Origin of the sequence: Vibrio brasiliensis LMG 20546, from assembly GCF_000189255.1 — a bacterium.
Classification (GTDB): domain Bacteria; phylum Pseudomonadota; class Gammaproteobacteria; order Enterobacterales; family Vibrionaceae; genus Vibrio; species Vibrio brasiliensis.
The window spans coordinates 57,535-76,495 of the sequence record NZ_AEVS01000076.1 but is presented as its reverse complement, the minus strand read 5'-3'; the positions used below and the strand labels follow the sequence as shown (position 1 = coordinate 76,495).

Annotated in this window: 18 protein-coding genes; 9 read left to right on the top strand and 9 right to left on the bottom strand. The window is 45.2% G+C overall.

What is annotated here, in order from left to right:
- Position 1 precedes the first annotated feature (1 nt).
- On the top strand, positions 2–568 hold the full coding sequence (locus RH46_RS14140) for an OmpA family protein (RefSeq protein ID WP_006880178.1): 567 nt from the start codon (positions 2–4) through the stop codon (positions 566–568).
- A 146-nt stretch (positions 569–714) separates the two neighbouring features.
- Here the strand turns inward: RH46_RS14140 and RH46_RS14135 are convergent, their stop codons facing one another.
- The 5 genes from RH46_RS14135 to moeA form a co-directional block, all read right to left on the bottom strand.
- Positions 715–1,548, bottom strand: coding sequence for a sulfurtransferase (locus tag RH46_RS14135; RefSeq protein WP_006880177.1), 834 nt, complete (start codon positions 1,546–1,548; stop codon positions 715–717).
- A 96-nt stretch (positions 1,549–1,644) separates the two neighbouring features.
- Positions 1,645–3,591 (bottom strand): methyl-accepting chemotaxis protein, encoded by a 1,947-nt coding sequence (locus tag RH46_RS14130; RefSeq protein ID WP_006880176.1) that lies wholly within the window; start codon positions 3,589–3,591, stop codon positions 1,645–1,647.
- 91 nt (positions 3,592–3,682) lie between these two features.
- A complete protein-coding gene (locus tag RH46_RS21850; RefSeq protein ID WP_241210057.1) occupies positions 3,683–3,997 on the bottom strand; it encodes a hypothetical protein in 315 nt (104 codons plus the stop codon).
- A 32-nt stretch (positions 3,998–4,029) separates the two neighbouring features.
- Entirely contained in the window at positions 4,030–4,779 is a 750-nt protein-coding gene (moeB, locus tag RH46_RS14125; RefSeq protein WP_006880175.1) for a molybdopterin-synthase adenylyltransferase MoeB, read from the bottom strand.
- Positions 4,780–4,788: 9 nt separating this feature from the next.
- The gene (gene moeA / locus RH46_RS14120) at positions 4,789–6,024 is read right to left on the bottom strand and encodes a molybdopterin molybdotransferase MoeA (protein ID WP_006880174.1); all 1,236 of its coding nucleotides are present in this window, start codon (positions 6,022–6,024) and stop codon (positions 4,789–4,791) included.
- 160 nt (positions 6,025–6,184) lie between these two features.
- Between moeA and folE the strand changes: the two genes are divergently transcribed.
- Positions 6,185–6,838, top strand: coding sequence for a GTP cyclohydrolase I FolE (gene folE, locus RH46_RS14115; RefSeq protein ID WP_006880173.1), 654 nt, complete (start codon positions 6,185–6,187; stop codon positions 6,836–6,838).
- A gap of 108 nt (positions 6,839–6,946) precedes the next feature.
- The gene (gene dbpA, locus RH46_RS14110; RefSeq protein WP_006880172.1) at positions 6,947–8,323 is read left to right on the top strand and encodes an ATP-dependent RNA helicase DbpA; all 1,377 of its coding nucleotides are present in this window, start codon (positions 6,947–6,949) and stop codon (positions 8,321–8,323) included.
- Between the two features lie 72 nt (positions 8,324–8,395).
- Here dbpA and RH46_RS14105 read toward each other — a convergent pair whose 3' ends face one another.
- The 3 genes from RH46_RS14105 to RH46_RS14095 all read right to left on the bottom strand — a co-directional run bounded on the left by RH46_RS14105 (position 8,396) and on the right by RH46_RS14095 (position 11,765).
- Positions 8,396–9,151: a MipA/OmpV family protein gene (locus RH46_RS14105; RefSeq protein ID WP_420895501.1), complete on the bottom strand. Its 756-nt coding sequence runs from the start codon at positions 9,149–9,151 to the stop codon at positions 8,396–8,398.
- 125 nt (positions 9,152–9,276) lie between these two features.
- Positions 9,277–10,413: a peptide-methionine (R)-S-oxide reductase MsrB gene (msrB, locus tag RH46_RS14100; protein WP_006880170.1), complete on the bottom strand. Its 1,137-nt coding sequence runs from the start codon at positions 10,411–10,413 to the stop codon at positions 9,277–9,279.
- Positions 10,414–10,562: 149 nt separating this feature from the next.
- Positions 10,563–11,765, bottom strand: a complete 1,203-nt coding sequence (locus tag RH46_RS14095) for an aromatic amino acid transport family protein (RefSeq protein WP_006880169.1) — start codon at positions 11,763–11,765, stop codon at positions 10,563–10,565.
- 587 nt (positions 11,766–12,352) lie between these two features.
- Between RH46_RS14095 and RH46_RS14090 the strand changes: the two genes are divergently transcribed.
- The 4 genes from RH46_RS14090 to RH46_RS14075 all read left to right on the top strand — a co-directional run bounded on the left by RH46_RS14090 (position 12,353) and on the right by RH46_RS14075 (position 15,744).
- Positions 12,353–12,931 carry an acyl carrier protein phosphodiesterase gene (locus RH46_RS14090; protein WP_006880167.1) on the top strand — a complete coding sequence of 193 codons (579 nt, stop codon included), beginning with the start codon at positions 12,353–12,355 and terminating at the stop codon, positions 12,929–12,931.
- Positions 12,932–12,966: 35 nt separating this feature from the next.
- Positions 12,967–14,226, top strand: coding sequence for a DEAD/DEAH box helicase (locus tag RH46_RS14085; RefSeq protein ID WP_006880166.1), 1,260 nt, complete (start codon positions 12,967–12,969; stop codon positions 14,224–14,226).
- Between the two features lie 55 nt (positions 14,227–14,281).
- Positions 14,282–14,788 (top strand): GNAT family N-acetyltransferase, encoded by a 507-nt coding sequence (locus RH46_RS14080; protein ID WP_006880165.1) that lies wholly within the window; start codon positions 14,282–14,284, stop codon positions 14,786–14,788.
- Positions 14,789–14,970: 182 nt separating this feature from the next.
- Positions 14,971–15,744 carry a substrate-binding periplasmic protein gene (locus RH46_RS14075; RefSeq protein WP_006880164.1) on the top strand — a complete coding sequence of 258 codons (774 nt, stop codon included), beginning with the start codon at positions 14,971–14,973 and terminating at the stop codon, positions 15,742–15,744.
- Positions 15,745–15,788: 44 nt separating this feature from the next.
- On the opposite strand, the gene RH46_RS14070 is transcribed toward RH46_RS14075, so the two are convergent.
- Entirely contained in the window at positions 15,789–16,916 is a 1,128-nt protein-coding gene (locus RH46_RS14070) for an acyl-CoA desaturase (protein WP_006880163.1), read from the bottom strand.
- Positions 16,917–17,177: 261 nt separating this feature from the next.
- Between RH46_RS14070 and RH46_RS14065 the strand changes: the two genes are divergently transcribed.
- A complete protein-coding gene (locus tag RH46_RS14065; RefSeq protein WP_006880162.1) occupies positions 17,178–17,738 on the top strand; it encodes a GNAT family N-acetyltransferase in 561 nt (186 codons plus the stop codon).
- Between the two features lie 99 nt (positions 17,739–17,837).
- Positions 17,838–18,956, top strand: coding sequence for an efflux RND transporter periplasmic adaptor subunit (locus RH46_RS14060; protein WP_006880161.1), 1,119 nt, complete (start codon positions 17,838–17,840; stop codon positions 18,954–18,956).
- The last annotated feature ends 5 nt before the right edge of the window (positions 18,957–18,961 follow it).

Genomic DNA, 18,961 nt, shown 5'->3' with positions numbered 1-18,961 from the left:
CATGAAATACCCAGTAATTATTACTTCACTTTTGCTATCACCGCTGGGTTATGCGAACTGCTTAGGTAGCGTTGATGAATACATAACATCAACTACCTTGGTCTCTTCTCATACTGTAAAAACTCAGGTTAGCGGGCATTTAACTCAGCGTGAAGCAAAATCCGAAAACACGCTGTTAAATAGTGGCCGGGATGTGGTGCACTCTGAGGCTGAAGACGACGTATGTTTCTACGATAAAGAAACACAGTCTTTGGTGCTCAACTACGGTATAGATATTTACAAACTGTCTCCTAATCATAAACAGGTATTGGAGCAATACTTAGGCTTGGTAAACAACACCGCTAAGATATACATCGAAGGGCATGCTGATAGTTTAGGCAGTGAAGGGTATAACAAAGCACTGTCTGCTCGTCGAGCTAATCAGGTCGCTAAGTATCTTAAAAGTGACTTAAAGCAAGGTAACCGAATCGTTGAACATGCCTACGGTGAAAGTTCGCCTATTTGTAACCTTACGCAAAACAGCGCGACCGGTTGCAATCGTCGTGTTGTTATCACCGTTAAGTCGTGATGCGCTGCTTAATATTTACTTGTTTTTGCATTTTGTGGGCGATTGCGATGAGTGGTGCCCTGTAAATGATTAAGAGCCAGCTTTGATAGCCGGCTCTTTTTAGATGGCTGCACTACCAGCAAAGACATTTTGAAGCACAAGATGGCTTATTTACTACTGATAGGTAGCTCGCTATTGGCACCCCATTCAGTCCATGAGCCATCATATACCGCGAGGTTAGTATATCCGCTCAGTTCGGCTGCCAGTAAAACGATACAGGCGGTAACACCTGAACCACAGCTAAACAGAGTTTGAGATGCGTCAGCAGAAAGTGAGTGTTTCAATATCGATTTAAGTTCGCTGACTGGCTTTAACTTGTGTTTGTCCATCAGTTCAGCGAAGGGCTGACAAACCGAATTTGGAATATGTCCGCTGCGCAGTCCGGGACGCGGTTCAGCCACTTCGCTATTAAAACGTGCTCTTGCACGAGCATCTACGGTTAAACTCTCGCTGCTTTCTATTTGCTCCACAACATACTTAGCATCGACAAAGTACTCAGGGTTTAGCTTACCTGAAAAATTACCAGCGACGCTCGCTACAGAATACTCTGTTGTGGTGTCAAACCCAGCTACCTTCCACTCTGTCAGGCCGCCATCAAGAATATACACTTCATTGTGTCCCATAGCGCGCAACATCCACCAGGCTCTTGGTGAAGCGAAAGTACCGCTGTTGTCATATACCACAATCACTGAATCGTTATTGAGTCCTAACTCTTGAGCAAGTGAGTTAAAACGTTCCTCGCTTGGCATCATATGAGGGAGGGAAGAATCTGGGTCGCAGAACACTTTGTCATAATCGAAGCGGCGTGACATTGGGATGAAGTTGGTTTTATCCTTTTCAACTTCGCCCGGGATCTGAAAATCAATGCTCGCATCTAAGATAACCAGATTTTCGTTATCCATTAACTTATGTAAATCGTTAGGGGTGATCAGAGCTGACATTGGTTATCCTTTTGTATTTTAAGACCTAAGGATAAAACTACACGGTTGCATGACGTCAAGCAACCGCGTTGTTTATTGTTTGTAGGCACTTATCCGTTAAGCGATTTTGAATCGTTTCATCTGCAAATCGAGATCCTGTGCAACTTCAGCGAGTTCATGAGCGGAGTCAGCGACATGCTTAACCGTTTCACTGTTCTCACGAGTGATGTTGTAGGTTGACTCGATGTTCTCGCTAACAGTGGCTGTTACCATACACTGCTCCTCAACCGCTGCGGCAATCTGGGTGTTGGTATCACCCAGTTCGTCAATCGTCGCATGAATGGCAGTGATGTTTTCAGAGGCAGATTTTGCCTGAGCGGCAGCTTTAGCGACCGTGGTATGGCTTGAATCAATCGATTGTCTTGCTGAATCCGCACCAGACTGGAGTGAGTGGATCATTGAATCGATCTGTCCAGTGGCTTCCTGTGTGCGTTTTGCGAGTGAGCGAACTTCATCGGCTACGACCGCGAACCCACGACCTTGATCGCCTGCTCGCGCGGCCTCGATAGCAGCATTAAGTGCGAGTAGGTTAGTCTGTTCTGCGACACCTTGTATCACCTCAAGAATAGTGCCGATATTCATCGACTCATCATAAAGATCGCCGACCTGTGATGAACCTACCTTCATCGCTTTCTCGGCATTTTCTATTGCTTCGAGTGTGCTATCGACTTCGTTAAGGCTGTTGTTGACATTGGTTGTCGCAGACAGAGTAAACGAAGCTGCATCAGCAGCACTTTGAGAAATCTCAGTGGTACTGGTAGATAGCTGTTGTACTGAGGATGAAATCTGTTCCATCTCTTGGCGCAACTGATCTGAAGATTGGTTAGTGGTATGGGTGATGGCGGACAGCTCTTCAGACATCTGTCCGACCTTAATACATGAATCATTAACCTTACCGACAATATCGCGCAGGGAAACTATAGTAGTGCGCATGTTTACCAGTAGTTCGGCTATCTCATCTTTGCCTTTGACTTCAACATCGTTGGACAAGTCACCATTAGCGAGCTGAGATGAGATAAGCTTGACTTTTTCGATGCCGATGCGGATAGAACGGGTAATCGCCAACGCTGTGACGACACCGACAATCAGAGCTAGGATAGCCAGAACGACAATCACTTCGATGGTTTCAGCCTTCGCTTTGAGTAGGGATTCGGAAAGCTGTTGTTGTTGTTCGGCTGACTCGAGTTTAATCAGTTCAAGCTCCTTGGAAATGTCCAAGCCCAGTTTGATCATCTCTTTTTCTGCTTTGTGTTGGGTATCCCTGAGTGTAACGACTTCCTCAAAACCCTTGGCATAGGCTTGACGTTGTACGAGATACTCCTCGAACAAGGCTTTATCTCGCGGGCTAGAAATGTAATTTGTAAACGTTGCTTCCAGTTTGGGAAGCTCGTTTTCAAAGTAGTTCCTTACCTCTTTAGCGACCTCCGCTTTTTCGTTATGTAAATAGTTAAGCACGGCTATATTGGCGAGCAAAAACTTCTCCATAATCAATGATGAGTAATACTCAATATCAGTATTGGATGCTTGGTGAGCTGCTTCTATCATCTGTTCAAGGTCGTAGACAGCTTTCTTCTCGAGCTCTACCATTTCGACATAAACTTTGTGTTCAACAGCTTCGGTTGACTGTTTAACGATAACGAATGAGTCAGCAAACAGGTTGACCTCTTTCAACACCGTTTCGAGATGTTTTTTCCTTAAGGGGTCGGTTGTCACTTTGAGATCATCTTCGACCATTTGTCTTAGCTTAACTAAACGCTGGTCATAGACAGCTAACTGTTGCTGGGAGAGGGTACTTGCATACTGTAATGCGCTGAGTCGCACTTTAAGGAAGTTGGCTTGAATCTCGCCAGCCAGAGTTGTTTCGGTGGACAGCTCTCCATAATGTTCAAAGTTATGTGCTGCGGAAACCATTCCCTTATAACTGTAAAAAATAGCCACGATAAAGAACAACAAACAGACAGCAAAACCGAGTCTGATCTTATTAGCAATAGTAAGATTTATCATACGTGTTCCACCCACTAGGACTCGCTAAGTAAAAATTGTTATTTACTTAAGCTTATATGCTTATTGATAGAGATCTAATTTGCGGGTGGAATTAATTTGAGTTAGGTCGGCAGGAATCAAAACGATAGTGGCTTTGTGAGCCGAAAATTCCCTTTTCCTTGATGAGTGATATGGATGAGCCTTGTGGACAATTGCTCGTAGCTGGAGCAGTGACAAGAGCAGTGTCTCCATCCGTTAGAGAAACCGAAAGATAGCGCCGGTGGCCATCTAGAGATTGAGTTAGGGTTTGTGAAACAACCGTTCCGGTCACTGTTGAGGAAGAAGCAGCAGGCAGAAACAAACCCGTTGCCGCGAAAATAAGGCAAAGTAGTAACATGGCAGTGAGGAAAACTTTAGGATTATTCATCAATAGATAGCCTTCCTCACTTGTTGAACAACTTAACTACACACCGGGCAGTTAGGCATTTTCATTAAGTTCATCTCACGCCAGGACATGCTCATCGCATCCAGCATTAAGATTTTGCCTTGCTTTGGCTCACCGTAATTCGCGATCACCTTGATTGCTTCCATCGCCTGAACCGCGCCAATGATTCCAACCACAGGTGCCATAACTCCTGCTTCGACACAGCTCAATGCTGCATTGCCAAAAAGAGCGCTGAGACACTGGTAGCAGGGTTGCTGCGGATCCTGATAGGTGAAAACACTGACTTGTCCTTCCATACGGATGGCGGCACCGGAAACAAGCGGCTTTTTTAAGGCGTAGCAAAGTCGGTTAAGCTGGTTGCGTGTATCAAGGTTATCAGAAGCGTCAAGAACAAGAGTGTGTTGAGCGATCAGTTCGGACAGCTCATCGTCACTTAACCTCTTATCAATCGTATTGATAGCGATGTGTGGGTTGAGTTCTCGCAGCGCAGCTGCGGCAGAGTCCACTTTTTTGCTACCGATATCTGAATCGTGATGAAGTACTTGTCGCTGTAGGTTAGATAACTCGACAACGTCGTCATCAATTAAGGTCATCGAGCCGATACCAGCGGTGGCTAAATATTGACTGGACGCGCAACCTAGTCCGCCTGCGCCAAGCACTAAAACAGCGGCCTGCTTTAGTGCTTCCTGACCCTCAAAATCAAACTGTTTGAGTATGATTTGACGGTTATAACGCAGCATCTCTTGATCAGATAAGATCTCCAAGTGTCACCTCTAGTAGAGTGTTGAGTTAAACAGTTGGATGTTAACCGTTTCACCGGCTTCGACGCGACCACGTTCGCGCTCAAGAACCACGAAGCAGTTCGCAAGGCTCATTGAACGGAATGCACCAGAGCTCTGGTTACCGGTAGTTTCAACGACGAACTGACCATCTTCAATAGAATAAATACCGCGTTGGTAGTCAGTACGTCCCGGCGCTTTTTTGAATGCGCTGCGGGTCGTTGCAGGGATGGATTCGGGTGCCTTCCACTCAGTGTGACCAGCCAGTTTTGCCAACAATGGCTGAACCAGAACGTACATGGTCAGAACCGCAGAGACTGGGTTACCTGGCAATCCACAGAACCATGCTGTAGAAAGCTTGCCAAATGCGAATGGTTTGCCCGGTTTGATAGCCAGCTTCCAGAAACCAATCTGGCCAAGCTGTTCAAGGATATCTTTAGTGTAATCCGCCTCGCCAACACTAACGCCACCTGATGTTACCACCACGTCAGCCAGAGTCTGCGCTTTTTCAAAGGTCGCTTTTAGCGTCTCAGGGCAGTCTGGGATAATGCCGAGATCAATCGCTTCACAGCCAAAGTTTTCGATAAGCGGTTTAATACCATAACGGTTACTGTCGTAGATTTGGCCTTCTGTCAGCGTTTCGCCCAAAGGACGAAGCTCGTCACCAGTAGAGAAGAATGCAACACGTGGTTTGCGAACCACAGTGACATGGCTAACACCAAGTGTCGCGATCATTGGAATATCGCGTGAAGTAAGGCGAGCACCCTTGCTAAGAACAATATCGCCTTGTTTGATGTCATCGCCAGTCGGGCGGATGTTGTTTTGTGGCTTAACATCAGTTTGGTTGAACTGGATGCCCTGATCAGTGACTTCGGTATTTTCCTGCATGATAACCGCATCGCAGCCATCAGGAATCTTAGCGCCCGTCATGATGCGCACACATGAGCCGGCAGGCCACTCGCCTTCAAACGGTTGGCCAGCAAATGATTTGCCTGCTAGTGGCATAACATTGTTATTAGCTAAATCTGCCAGACGAATTGCGTATCCATCCATTGCTGAATTATCAAATGGTGGAACAAAAATAGGGGAAAGAATATCTTCAGCAAGGACATAGCCGATCGCTTCAGCAAGAGGGAGTTGTAACGTCGCCTGGATAGGTTTAATAGGCGACAGCATCTTATCCATCGCTTCTTCGATTGGCATTAAGCCCGGTGCATCACAGCAGCCCATATCAAAATCCTAATTAACTGTTATTTTTAGTCTAATGGTCGACACTGTACCATATATGGCAACAGAGCAATAATGACCTCCGATAAAATATGGGTGTAATTATTCAAAAATCCGAGTATCCTTGTCAGCCATCCTAAAGGGGTAAATGAGAGGAAGTGGAATGTCAGGTCTTAGCGAATCCGCAAAGTTGGTAAAAGATGCGCTAGAACAGCGAGGTTTAGAGACGCCAATGGCGCCTAACTCGTTCAGTCGAGAAGAGAAAAAGGAAAAAATTCAGCATCACATGCGTGAAATTCTTTCTCTGTTAGAACTAGACCTTACTGATGATAGTCTGGAAGAAACACCGCACCGTATTGCAAAGATGTACGTTGATGAGATTTTCTCCGGTTTAGACTACTCGAACTTCCCCAAAATCACTGTCATCGAAAACAAGATGAATGTCAGTGAAATGGTACGTGTGAAAGATATCACCGTAACCAGCACCTGTGAGCACCATCTGGTGACTATTGATGGTCGCGCTGCAGTTGCCTATATCCCACGTGGTAAGATCATTGGTTTATCGAAGATCAACCGCATTGTTCGCTTCTTTGCCCAGCGTCCACAGGTGCAAGAGCGAATGACTCAGCAGATCTTAGTTGCCCTACAAACACTGTTAGAGTCGGATGATGTAGCAGTGACTATCGATGCGACTCACTATTGCGTTAAGTCACGTGGAGTGATGGATGCGACAAGTGAAACCACCACGACCGCATTAGGTGGCATTTTTAAGTCGAACCCTGCAACGCGCCATGAGTTCCTGCACGGAATTCGCTAGGCCAGCAGTGTCGATTCAACGAATTCAAAACCGCTTCTATTTCGAAGCGGTTTTTACTTTTTATCGCTGGGAGACTGACGCTTCCAGCCATCCTTAAAGGATAAAACTGTGACAACTTCATTTAAAACTCTTGGTCTGAAAACTGAACTGCTAGAAACCCTAGATAGCTTAGGCTATACCGAGATGACGCCAATTCAGCAACAGGCACTACCAATGGTGCTCAGTGGCAAAGATGTGATTGGTCAGGGCAAAACAGGCTCAGGTAAGACTGCGACTTTCTCGCTTGGTTTGCTGAGTAACCTCAACGTAAAACGCTTCCGCGTACAAACTCTTGTCCTTTGTCCAACCCGAGAACTGGCGGATCAGGTAGCGAAAGAGATTCGTACTCTGGCACGCGGTATTCACAACATCAAAGTACTGACCCTATGTGGTGGTATGCCAATGGGACCGCAAATTGGTTCGTTAGAGCATGGTGCGCACATTCTGGTAGGTACACCAGGTCGTATCCTTGATCATATGTCAAAAGGGCGCATTAGCCTTGATGAACTGAATACTCTGGTACTTGATGAAGCGGACCGTATGCTGGATATGGGCTTTGAAGATGCGATCGATACGATCATCGAGGCAGCGCCTGCCAAACGCCAGACACTTCTGTTCAGTGCGACTTTCCCGAATAACATTGAATCACTTGCAGCGAAAGTGATGGTTAATCCAGAGATGGTTAAAGTCGAGTCGACCCATGAGAAAACCACCATTGAACAGCGTTTTTACCAGCTAAATACCACCGAAGAGCGTGATGATGCGTTAGAAGCACTTCTTCTGACACATAAACCTGAGTCTTCGGTTGTATTCTGTAACACTAAGAAGGAAGTCCAGAATGTGGCTGATGAATTAAGTCACCGCGGCTTCAGTGTGGTTGAGCTTCATGGTGATATGGAACAACGTGAGCGTGAACAGGCGTTGACCATGTTTGCTAACAAGAGTATCTCTATTCTGGTGGCAACGGACGTCGCTGCGCGTGGTCTGGACGTTGATAACCTTGATGCTGTGTTCAACTTTGAGCTTTCTCGCGATCCTGAAGTACACGTGCACCGCATTGGTCGTACTGGCCGTGCTGGTTCAAAAGGGATCGCATTCAGCTTCTTTAGCGAAAAAGAAGCTTATCGAGTTGCTCGCATTGACGAGTATATGGACATCGCTATTTCTCCGGTTCAGTTACCGGAAAAACCAATTGAACGTCCTTTCTACCCGAAAATGCAGACCATTCAGATCTTAGGTGGTAAGAAGCAAAAAGTACGTGCGGGAGACATTCTTGGTGCGCTGACCAAACAAGCGGGCCTTGATGGTAAGAAGATTGGTAAGATCAATATCCTTGCAATGGTCTCTTATGTTGCGCTAGAGCACGATATCGTCAAGCCAGCGCTTAAGCAGCTGACCACAGGCAAGATGAAAGGACGTAACTTCAAAGCTCGTGTGATGAAGTAATTGTTTCTTGAGTGACAGTGCTATACAAACCCCGGTCAGCGTGAGCTACCGGGGTTTGTTCTATTTGATGGATCAATCGGTAAATTGATACACCACACCTAAGCTAACATTCCAGCCAAGATCTCGCTGAACCAATGGGCTGCTGGAATCGTGATGTACTAGCTCCAATTTAGCCAATCCGAGCCAGTCTGGCGTCAGGTGGTAGAGACCAATCAGACCGGACTGATAAACCCAGCTGTCAGACGCTTCAAAGACGTTTAGTCCCGACTGACTGGATTCGAGGGTGCTCACTCCATACAAGTGCTGTGAGAGCTTCTTATCACGGTAGTCAATTTCAACATAAGGGGTGAGGGTAAAGTCGGGTACCGGTAACTCAAAGGTACGCCCCAGATGAAGTTGGACTTCATAGCCATTGTGTTGATTGGTGACATCGTGGAGAAAAGTAACTCTGGCGCCTACTGTACCTAAGGTAACCCCGACCTCACCATTGCCGTCACGGTCGTTGATACCATTAGGCAACTGGTCAAAATCATTCGAAACTTCAGCAAAGCGCCACTGACCGGTAAGGCCGAAATAGGGCAACAACGAAAGATTCGCTAAGCTACCATCTATAAAACCGTGCTGACCGTTATAAAACAAGTTAGGTTCTAATGCGGCTTGTCCACCTCCTTTGTCACTAAACACGGTTTGGCCATAAGCACCACTAGCGCCAATAAAGCCAAAATCATCGTAACGCTGCTCACTGGCAGCAGAAAATGAAACAAAAGTGCTGAGTAGGGCTAATCTCGCTAGGTGAGCCTCTTTTTTCATCTTGATTCTCCTTATGATGAGTATAAAAAGAACGGATTACTCGCTGATTAATTGCATGTTTTACGACAATAAGTGATTGGATTCACGCCAATAAAAAAAGAGCCAATCTGGACGGTTGGCTCTAACTTCGACGTTTGGATGGATTAACTATCGAATAGATATAGGTACTCAGCGTAACCTTCTTTTTCTAGGTCCTCTAGCGGAATAAACTTCATCGCCGCCGAGTTCATACAGTAGCGCAGACCTGTCGGTGCAGGACCATCTTTAAACACGTGTCCTAAATGCGAATCCGCGAAACGGCTGCGCACTTCGGTGCGTGGGTAGAGTAGGTGATAGTCGGTTTTAGTGACAATGTAACCTTCGTTAATTGGTTTAGTAAAGCTTGGCCAGCCGGTACCTGACTTATACTTGTCAGTGGAAGAAAACAGTGGTTCACCAGAGACAATATCAACATAGATGCCCGCTTGTTTGTTATCCCAATACTCATTGTTAAAAGCACGCTCGGTACCTTCTTCTTGAGTCACATAGTATTGAAGGTCAGTCAGATTACTTTTAATTTCTGATGCTGGTGGCTTAGAGTAAGGCTTAATATTACTTACGCGTTTTTTATCATCGATTAATGCACGCAGAGTGACCGGGTTTTCTTCTCGCTCTTCACCAAATATTTCGTCCAGATACTGATCACGCCCAGAAGCGTAACGGTAATAGTTGTAGCGAATCTTGTTTCGCTTGTAGTAATCCTGATGATAGTCTTCGGCAGGCCAGAACTTGTCGAACTTTATTAACTCAGTCTTGAGCGGTTTTTGGAAAATGCCTAAGTCATCAATCTCAGCGATAAAGTTCTCTGCAATCATTTTCTGTTCATCGTTGTGATAGAAAATAGCTGGGCGGTAATGTCTGCCACGGTCGACAAATGAACCCTGATCGTCGGTTGGGTCGATATGACGGAACAATTGATCGAGTACTTGCTCGTAGCTGACAGAGTTCGGATCGTATTTCACGTTGATAACTTCGATATGACCTGTTTTGCCAGAAGAGACCTGTTTATAAGTCGGATTTTCCAACGTACCACCTGAGTAACCCGAAACCACATCAATAACACCCGGCAGTTTTTCCAGGTCGGATTCGGTACACCAAAAGCAACCGCCAGCTAATGTTGCCACTTGATAATCACTGACTGATTTTGCCTGAGACATGTCACTCTGAGCAGTACCTACGAAGGAAGCGACCGCGGCCAGAGATGCAATAGCGGCGATGACAAACTTAAACCTTAATTTCATATCAACCTCATGAATGGTTATCAATACCTCTAATTAGAACGGACAACAGGCAAGAAAATTACACACTCTGAGAATTATATTGTAATCAGCTTCGATAGGATCAAAAACGGCGCGTAATACGCGCCGTTTTAACAGAGGGGAACTGGAGACTAGCCTAAGCTAGGTAAAATACCCGCGGTGATTAATAGTTGTGCAGTGACGATCACTACACCCACTGAACTTGTGACGATGAGTCCAAGGTTACCACCTAGTACCTGATAACCTTGCTCCGTTGCCTGACGACGAGCCTGCTTAACCATCATGATCGGTAGGAAGATAGCTAAAACGACCAGCGCGATGGCGGCGTAACCTAACGCTGCAATAAAGCCCTGTGGGTAGAAGAGTGCAAAGCCCATTGGTGGAAAGAAAGTAACCAGACCAACAATCACACGTGAACGGCTGTTTTGACCTTTATTGATCTTGTCGCCAAGAAACTCAAACAGGCCAAGGCTCACGCCAAGAAATGACGTTAACAGTGCAAGGTCGGCGAAGATGCCAATCGTCTGACCTAAGCTAGTGCGATGAACTGTGGTCGCCAGAGTCGAGATCAGTGAGCTCAGTCCCTGATTCTCAAGCAGTGTTGACTGATTGACCACACCTAAGGTAACGACTTGCCAGAATACATAGATGATAAGTGGAATTGCTGAACCAATCAGAATAGCTTTACGCAGTGACGGCGTATGTCCGTCAAGGTAGTTAACAATCGCAGGAATGCTACCGTGAAAGCCGAAAGAGGTGAAAATAACCGGAATCGCTGCAATCACCAGCCCCTGCTCAACAGGCATACTGAGCAAGTAAGATTCGGTGACGTTGGGTGCTAGGAAAGTTAATACCATCGCCATCGCAACTATCTTAATCAGAAACAGTACACGATTGACCTTATCTACAGTTGCAGTGCCGACAGTAACAACCGTCGCCACTAAAAGAGTAAATAGAATAGTCGACGTAGTTGCGGATACTTCAAGGCCAGTGAAAGTGCTAATGCGTTCAGCGAACTGTGCACCGCCACCAGCAATGTAAGCAGCACAAAGCGCGTAGAAAAGGAACATCATTGCGAAGCTGGCAACCCATTTCCCTTTAGTCCCCAGAAATTGGTTGGCGAGTGTGTGTAGGGTGGCATCCTGATCCGCATGCTGGTGAACTTCAATCATTAGCAGCGCAGTATATGCCATTAACGCCCAAAGACTGATCATGATAACAAGTGAAGTCGTGAAGCCGATACCGGCTGAAGCAAGAGGGAGCGCCAGCATGCCAGCACCTATGGTGGTGCCTGCGATGATCAAAGTACTACCCAGAACCTTTGATTTATCCATGTATATAATTCTTTACGTTTCTTATGTGCTTAATAGTGGTAATGACTAAATAATGAGCGTTAGTTAGTCACTAAAACTAGGAATATGGTTATTCTGTAAAAGATTAATGACAAAAACAAGTCTTTTGTACATATTTATTACCATGAGTGTAAATATTGGCGTACACTTCTTCTGATTTGCAAAAAGTAATCGTTTTCCTGAGAGCAAACTCAAATCACAATCAGAATTTACTTTCTCCTTTCAAAAAACTGTCATATAAGTGGTTTAAAAAGGAACAATGAACCCGCATATTCAGGTTGAGGCTTGAAAGCAGGTCTCAAAGAAGTGTTTATATAAAGGAGGTCAGAATGAGTGACCAAACAATCAACGAAGAATGCCTTGAGCTATTAGATGCGATGGAAATTGGCTTCGAGCTCTCAGATTATGAGCAGTCAATTGAAGAACTCGCCGAAGAGATTTTCAAATAACAATTCTTCATGTTTAAAAAGGCTACTGAGGTAGCGACCAGAAAGAGCCAGTGCATTCGCGCTGGCTTTGTGCTTTTATAAAGATAATAAAAAAGGTCTTAAAATTAGTGGACTCTCGATTTGAACTATCTTGCGCATCTGCATATCGCACAACATTGCCAATCCAGTTTACTTGGTAATCTGCTAGGCGACTTTGTTAAGGGAAACCCTGACACACAGTTTTCTCAGCATGTTTCCCAAGGTGTTCGACTGCACCGTTTCGTCGATTCATATACCGACAGCCACGGATCTGTTATCGAAGCCAGACAGCTGTTTGACAATGGTACGAGACGATTTTCAGGTATTGCGCTTGATATGTTCTGGGATCATTGTTTAGCGAAACGCTGGTATGAGTTTCATAGTCAACCATTGGAACAATTCTGTAACGCGGCTTTAGAACAAGTGATGAACGATGAACAACAGCAGCAGTTACCGGAGCGTTTTGTCACTGTCACCCAGGCCATGTGGCAAGGTCAGTGGCTAAGTTCTTATCAACATATCGAAAACATCGAATTTGCCTTGCAGCGAATGTCTAATCGATCTGCGAGAATGGCCAGGTTGGCCGACTGTTTTCCTTATCTTGAGCGAAACTATCACCAATTAGATGAGCTATTTACTTCCCTCTATCCACAGATACTAACTGCGAGCAAAAGTTTCTGATAGAATCGTCCGCCTTGCAATTATAGGTAACCCGAATGTCGACACAATTCGCAGCTCTCGGACTGGGCTCAACGCTTTTATCAACTTTAGAATCACTTGGCTTCAAACAGCCAACAGAAGTACAGACACAGGCTATTCCTCACGTATTAGAAGGGAAGGATGTCTTGGCAGGTGCTCAAACTGGTACAGGTAAAACCGCTGCTTTTGGTTTGCCAATTCTGCAAAAGTTGATCGATTCCGATACTAAACGTGATATCCAGAGCAATGACGTTCGGGCACTGGTTCTTGTACCAACGCGAGAGCTGGCTCAACAGGTGTTCGACAACCTGACTCAATACGCAGCGCAAACAAAGATCAAAGTGGTCGCGGTTTATGGTGGTACCAGCATGAACGTCCAGACCCGTAATCTTGATCAGGGTTGTGACATTCTTATCGCCACACCGGGGCGACTGATTGACCACATGTATTGCAAAAACATCAATCTGCATAAGACCGAGTATCTGGTTCTTGATGAAGCTGACCGAATGTTGGACATGGGTTTTATGCCGGACATCAAACGCATCCTTCAGCGTTGTAATGATGACAGACAGACGCTGTTCTTCTCAGCGACCTTTGACAAGCGAATTAAAACCATTGCCTACCGTATGCTAGAAGAGCCGGTTGAAGTTCAGGTCTCACCATCAAACAGCACGGCTGAAACGGTTAAACAGATGGTTTATCCGGTCGATAAGAAACGTAAAGCAGAACTGCTGGCTTATCTGATTGGCTCACGAAACTGGCAACAGGTGTTGGTGTTTACCAAGACTAAGCAGGGCAGTGATGCACTTGCCAAAGAACTTAAGTTGGATGGTATCAAAGCGGCGTCGATCAATGGCGATAAAAGTCAGGGTGCTCGACAGAAAGCACTGGATGACTTTAAATCAGGTCAGGTGCGCGCATTAATTGCTACTGACGTAGCCGCACGTGGTCTGGATATCCAGCAATTAGAGCAGGTTGTTAACTTCGACATGCCTTATAAAGCAGAGGACTATGTCCATCGTATTGGTCGTACCGGACGCGCGGGCAAAGAGGGCTTCGCGGTGTCGCTAATGAGTCGTGATGAAGAATACCTGTTACATGCGATAGAACGATTACTAGATACCAAACTACCGCAGGAGTGGTTACAAGGTTTTGAACCGAGTTTAATTGAAGAAATTGAGCCGGATAAAGCGCCACGTCGTAAAGGGCGCAATTCAGACAAACGTAAGATGAAAGCTAAACTCAAAATCCACGCTAATCGTGGTAAGAAGAAATAGCCTCAATGGCTCACGTAGTAATACGTGAGCCATTTTGTTATCTAAGGAGAGACAAGTGAAGCTGACATTGATTGCACTGAGCGATGCACAGCAACTGTTAGACTTTGAATTGGACAATAAGCTATGGTTCGAACAGTTCATTCCACCACGGGAAAGCGACTTTTATTCAGTTGAAGGCGTTAAGCAGCATATTCGCGAGTTTCTTCTCGATTATCACTGTAATGAACTTGTGCCTATGCTAATTAAAAGTGACGATAACAAGATCCTTGGTCGGTTAAATGTCAGCAACATTGATAGCAAAAAAGCCGTCGCACACCTGGGTTATCGAGTTGGCCATCAGGCGATCAATCAAGGCGTAGCCAAATGGGCTGTCTCACAGCTGAGCAAGGTGCTGAAAGGGAAACGTGTAAAAACAATTTATGCTTACGCGGCTACAACCAACCCTGCTTCGCAAAAAGTTCTGACCAGCAATGGTTTTGAAGCGGTTAAAGTGGTCAGTAATTATGCCGAGTTAAATGGTGAAATGATTGACTGTATCGAATATCGTTTAATTATTCGTTAGTAAGTCCAGTCACTGTAATTAATTACAAACCAGAAATATCTTCAGGCTAATCAATAGCCTTAGTTATCATATTGCTCAATATTGCCCAAACTTCGGCGTTTCATTACCTTGACTTAACCTTTGCATGAACTATTACTTAGCGGTAACACAAAAGTTTATGCATAGATTCACTGGGGGCTATGATGAGATTACTTTTGACGCTGTTATTTGCTATTACACTTGCCAACACTGCTGTCGCTAAAACAGATATTACTATCTATGGCGATGACACTTATCCACCATACTCTTATGTTGAAAGCGGGCGATTAACCGGGATCTACACTGTGGTGTTAGAGAACATTTTTGCCAAAATGCCGGAATATAATGTGACCTTAAAGGGAACTCCGTGGAAACGTGGTCTGTCACAAATTGAAGGGAGCAAAATATTTGCCCTCTATCCGCCATACAAACGCCCTGAACAACGACCTTATATGGAATATGACGTGCCAATCCTTGATGAAAAGCTTGTCGTGGTTTGTCAGAAGTCTGTATTGAGTAGTCCAAAACCAAATTGGCCCGGAGATTACATGGGGCTGACTATTGGTAACAACGCAGGCTTTTCCGCCGGAGGTGATGAATTCTGGAGCGCAGTGAAATCTGGGAAAATTAAAGTCACAGAGACGAAAGGAACACCGAAAAATCTACTCAAACTTATCGCAGGACGAATTGACTGCTACATGAACGATGCACTATCGATTCAGTGGGAGCTTAAGAAACTGCAAAATGAAGGTAAGTATGATGGTCAAAGTGTGGTCGAAGGTGCAACCATCAGCTCAGAACAGGGCTTCTTGGGTATTGTCACTAACGGTGCTGACTTCCCGTATAAGGAAGGCTTTAAAGCTGAGTACCACAAGATTCTTAATCAAATGAAGCAGAGTGGGGAGATCGACAAGATCGTCAACGACTTCATAAATTAGATTAAGCAGTAAATAAAAACGGAAGCCTGAGCTTCCGTTTTTTGTTATGCGTATTGGGCAACTAAGCTTTCCCAGCTCTTACGTTGCTCAGCAAGATCTTGCTTCATCTGCTGATAACGTAACTTAAGCAGTGATTTTTCATACTTGATCGCCAGATCGTTTTTCTTCGCTTCAAGCACTTGTTTTTTGACATCATAGTAATCTGCCATTCTCGCCATGAGCGCTTCAAACTCCTTGTTTAACGTCTCATTAAGCAGTGAAGCGTTAGGAAGCTTACTAATGTTCTTCGACGCTGTTGCGAGTGCCTGTTTAGCTTTTGCTTTTTCTATTTTAATTTTAGGAGTAACGCGAAGCTTATTGGTTAAACCCAGCCACGAACACGACTTAATCAACCATTTCGTTGGATCATACTGCCACCAGTAAATGCCATTACGGTAATCGTTCTCAAAAATATGGTGGTAGTTATGGTAGCCCTCACCAAAGGTGAATACCGCCAGCACTGCATTGTCACGCGCTGTGTTTTTATCTGTGTATGGCTGTGAACCCCAGATATGAGCCAGAGAGTTAATAAAGAAGGTGGAGTGATGGCTTAATACCAGACGAAGTACACCGACCACAAGCAACATACCTATGATGTCACCATAGATAACACCGAGAAGTAACGGAATACCAAAGTTAGTCACGATTGCCAGCGGCACGTAGTACTTATGTTGCCACATGACGATTTTATCTTTTTGTAAGTCACGACAATTGGCGTAATCAGAGTAAGTATTGGCGTTATATTCGCGCAGCATCCAGCCGATATGAGAAAACCAGAAGCCACGTTTGGCTGAGTAAGGATCCTTATCATTATTATCGACGTGCTTATGGTGAATTCGGTGATCTGAACTCCAGTGAAGCGCACTGTTCTGTAGTGCGAACGCGCCACCTAGCGCAAAAAGAATGCGTAGTGACCAGTGTGCTTCATAAGTCTTGTGAGACCACAATCTATGGTAACCAGCGGTAATAGAAAGGTTACAGAAAGAGAAGGCGATAAGGAACCAAACCAGGTGCTCTACGCCATAGCCGCTAGACAGGCCATACCAAGGGACCAGAACCAAAGCAACGATGAAAGATGACAAAAAGATAAAGATGTTTAACCAAATCAGTGGTGGTTTGTTAGAACCAGACATTGAGCTTTTCCTTTGAGCTAACAGTTGTTCGCTAGAATATCAGCGAACACGTGTAAGTCAAACTTGATGGCTGACTATGTAGGCTAGCGCACGCCATTTTGTGTAATTAATTAGTAACCAAACTTTTCATCGGTGTTTTGAACTGGGCTGCAGAACAACATCTAGATTTGAGAGCAAAAGCCAGAATGTTTGGCTTTTTGTTAAATGTTTTATAGTATGAAGGGGCAATCAATCCTTACAGGAAGTAATAAGGAACTATAAATGGAATTAAAAGTAGCTGAATATAGCGACTATGAGCGCATTGCTACGCTGCACGCGCAGAGCTGGAAGCAGTATTATCAAGGTATTCTTGGGCAAGACTTTCTTGATAAAGAAGTCCTCGATGAACGACTCGCAATCTGGCAAACGCGCCTAATCAATCCTCCTTTCAACCAACGCGTTCTCCTCATTGAAGAGGGGGGACTGCTGTGTGGTTTTGTCTGTGCATTTGGTAATCACGACTTCGAAAAAGGCACCATTATCGACTCACTGCACATCGACCCGAACTATCGAGGCCGAGGACTGGGTGTGAAGCTTTTGGCAGAAATTGCCAAATGGATAACTCAATACTTCCCAGACAATGGCGTCTATCTGGAAGTGATGAAAGAGAACACGCAGGCAGTCGAGTTTTATCAGCATATCGGCGGAACTCAGACTCTTGAAAGACTGTGGAATGCTCCTTGTGGCAATTCAGTACCTGAGCTTGTTTATAGTTGGAAAACTCCCGCAGATCTGCAGCGAATCGCTGATATTCACACAAAGTTAGAACTTGTAACAGGTTGAAACACTTAAGCTTCTTGTCCTGATATTGTTCGGACAAAGCGCAATACGCCGTTAGGTAACTTTAGGTAAGCCCATTTATCTTTATCTAACGGTCTATTCATGAAAAAAACGTTAATCTGTACCGCGCTGACCAGCGCGCTTTTTCTCGTAGGATGCGGCGAAACTTCTCAAGGACAGATTCAACCACCACCACAACTTGTGGTTGCTGAGCCAGTCGAATACAGCAGTCACCAGCAAAGTAAATCTTACATCGGTCGCATAGAAGCGATTGAGGATACCAATATTACCGCCCAGGTAACTGGCTATCTTAAAGCACGCCACTTTCAAGAAGGTCAAATGGTCGAGAAAGGGCAACTGCTCTATACCATCGAGCCATCGTCCTTCGAAGCACAACTTGCCAGTGCCAAAGCGACATTAGCGCAAGCTAACGCAACTTTGAAGAAAGCAGAACTTGATTTCGAACGCGCCAAAAACCTATTGCCTAAAGGCAGTATTTCTCAATCTGAGTTCGATAATCTCAACGCTGCATTACTTGGCGCGCAGGCGCAGGTAGAAGCGGGCAAAGCGCAACTTCATTTAGCCGAAGTTAACCTCTCTTACACGGAAATCCGTGCTCCATTTGCGGGGCGTACCGCACAAAGTAACGTCAGCACTGGTGACTTAGTTTCACCACAATCTGGCATTCTGACTACCTTAGTTAGCCTGGATCCCGTCCACACCAGTTTTAGCATCAGTGAACGCGAACGCCTCGAACTTGGCATGGACAAAGTCAAAGGTGATGGCGATGCTCAGGCAGTTGAAGTGGGTGTGATACTAGAAAATGGCGATAGTTTTGAACACTTAGGTAAGCTGGACTTCTTAGGAAATCGTATTGACCTCAATACGGGTACCATTGCGATGCGCGCCGTGGTAGATAACCCTGACTATCAACTTCTTCCCGGACAGCATATTCGAGTTGAGCTGAGAGAGAAACAAGCCAAGCAAGTGGTGGTTATTCCTCGTCGAGCGGTACAAACCGACTTAGAAGGCAACTTTGTTATGCTGGTGGCTGAAGGTAATGTCGCAGAACGACGAAACGTCGAGCTGGGACGTCAGTTAGAACACGGCATTATAGTAACCAAGGGCCTGTCAGCGGACGAACAGGTAATTACCCAAGGCTTGCAGCGTATTCGCAATGGTGTACCAGTGCGTTTTGCGCAAGCTGATTCCGCTGAATAAAGGGG

Bases quoted from the DNA above. Each gene is read 5' to 3' on its own strand.
- RH46_RS14140 (WP_006880178.1), top strand. From the start codon at position 2: ATGAAATACCCAGTAATTATTACTTCACTTTTGCTATCACCGCTGGGT.
- RH46_RS14135 (WP_006880177.1), bottom strand. From the start codon at position 1,548: ATGTCAGCTCTGATCACCCCTAACGATTTACATAAGTTAATGGATAAC.
- RH46_RS14130 (WP_006880176.1), bottom strand. From the start codon at position 3,591: ATGATAAATCTTACTATTGCTAATAAGATCAGACTCGGTTTTGCTGTC.
- RH46_RS21850 (WP_241210057.1), bottom strand. From the start codon at position 3,997: ATGAATAATCCTAAAGTTTTCCTCACTGCCATGTTACTACTTTGCCTT.
- moeA (WP_006880174.1), bottom strand. From the start codon at position 6,024: ATGGGCTGCTGTGATGCACCGGGCTTAATGCCAATCGAAGAAGCGATG.
- folE (WP_006880173.1), top strand. From the start codon at position 6,185: ATGTCAGGTCTTAGCGAATCCGCAAAGTTGGTAAAAGATGCGCTAGAA.
- msrB (WP_006880170.1), bottom strand. From the start codon at position 10,413: ATGAAATTAAGGTTTAAGTTTGTCATCGCCGCTATTGCATCTCTGGCC.
- RH46_RS14095 (WP_006880169.1), bottom strand. From the start codon at position 11,765: ATGGATAAATCAAAGGTTCTGGGTAGTACTTTGATCATCGCAGGCACC.
- RH46_RS14085 (WP_006880166.1), top strand. From the start codon at position 12,967: ATGTCGACACAATTCGCAGCTCTCGGACTGGGCTCAACGCTTTTATCA.
- RH46_RS14075 (WP_006880164.1), top strand. From the start codon at position 14,971: ATGAGATTACTTTTGACGCTGTTATTTGCTATTACACTTGCCAACACT.
- RH46_RS14070 (WP_006880163.1), bottom strand. From the start codon at position 16,916: ATGTCTGGTTCTAACAAACCACCACTGATTTGGTTAAACATCTTTATC.
- RH46_RS14065 (WP_006880162.1), top strand. From the start codon at position 17,178: ATGGAATTAAAAGTAGCTGAATATAGCGACTATGAGCGCATTGCTACG.
- RH46_RS14060 (WP_006880161.1), top strand. From the start codon at position 17,838: ATGAAAAAAACGTTAATCTGTACCGCGCTGACCAGCGCGCTTTTTCTC.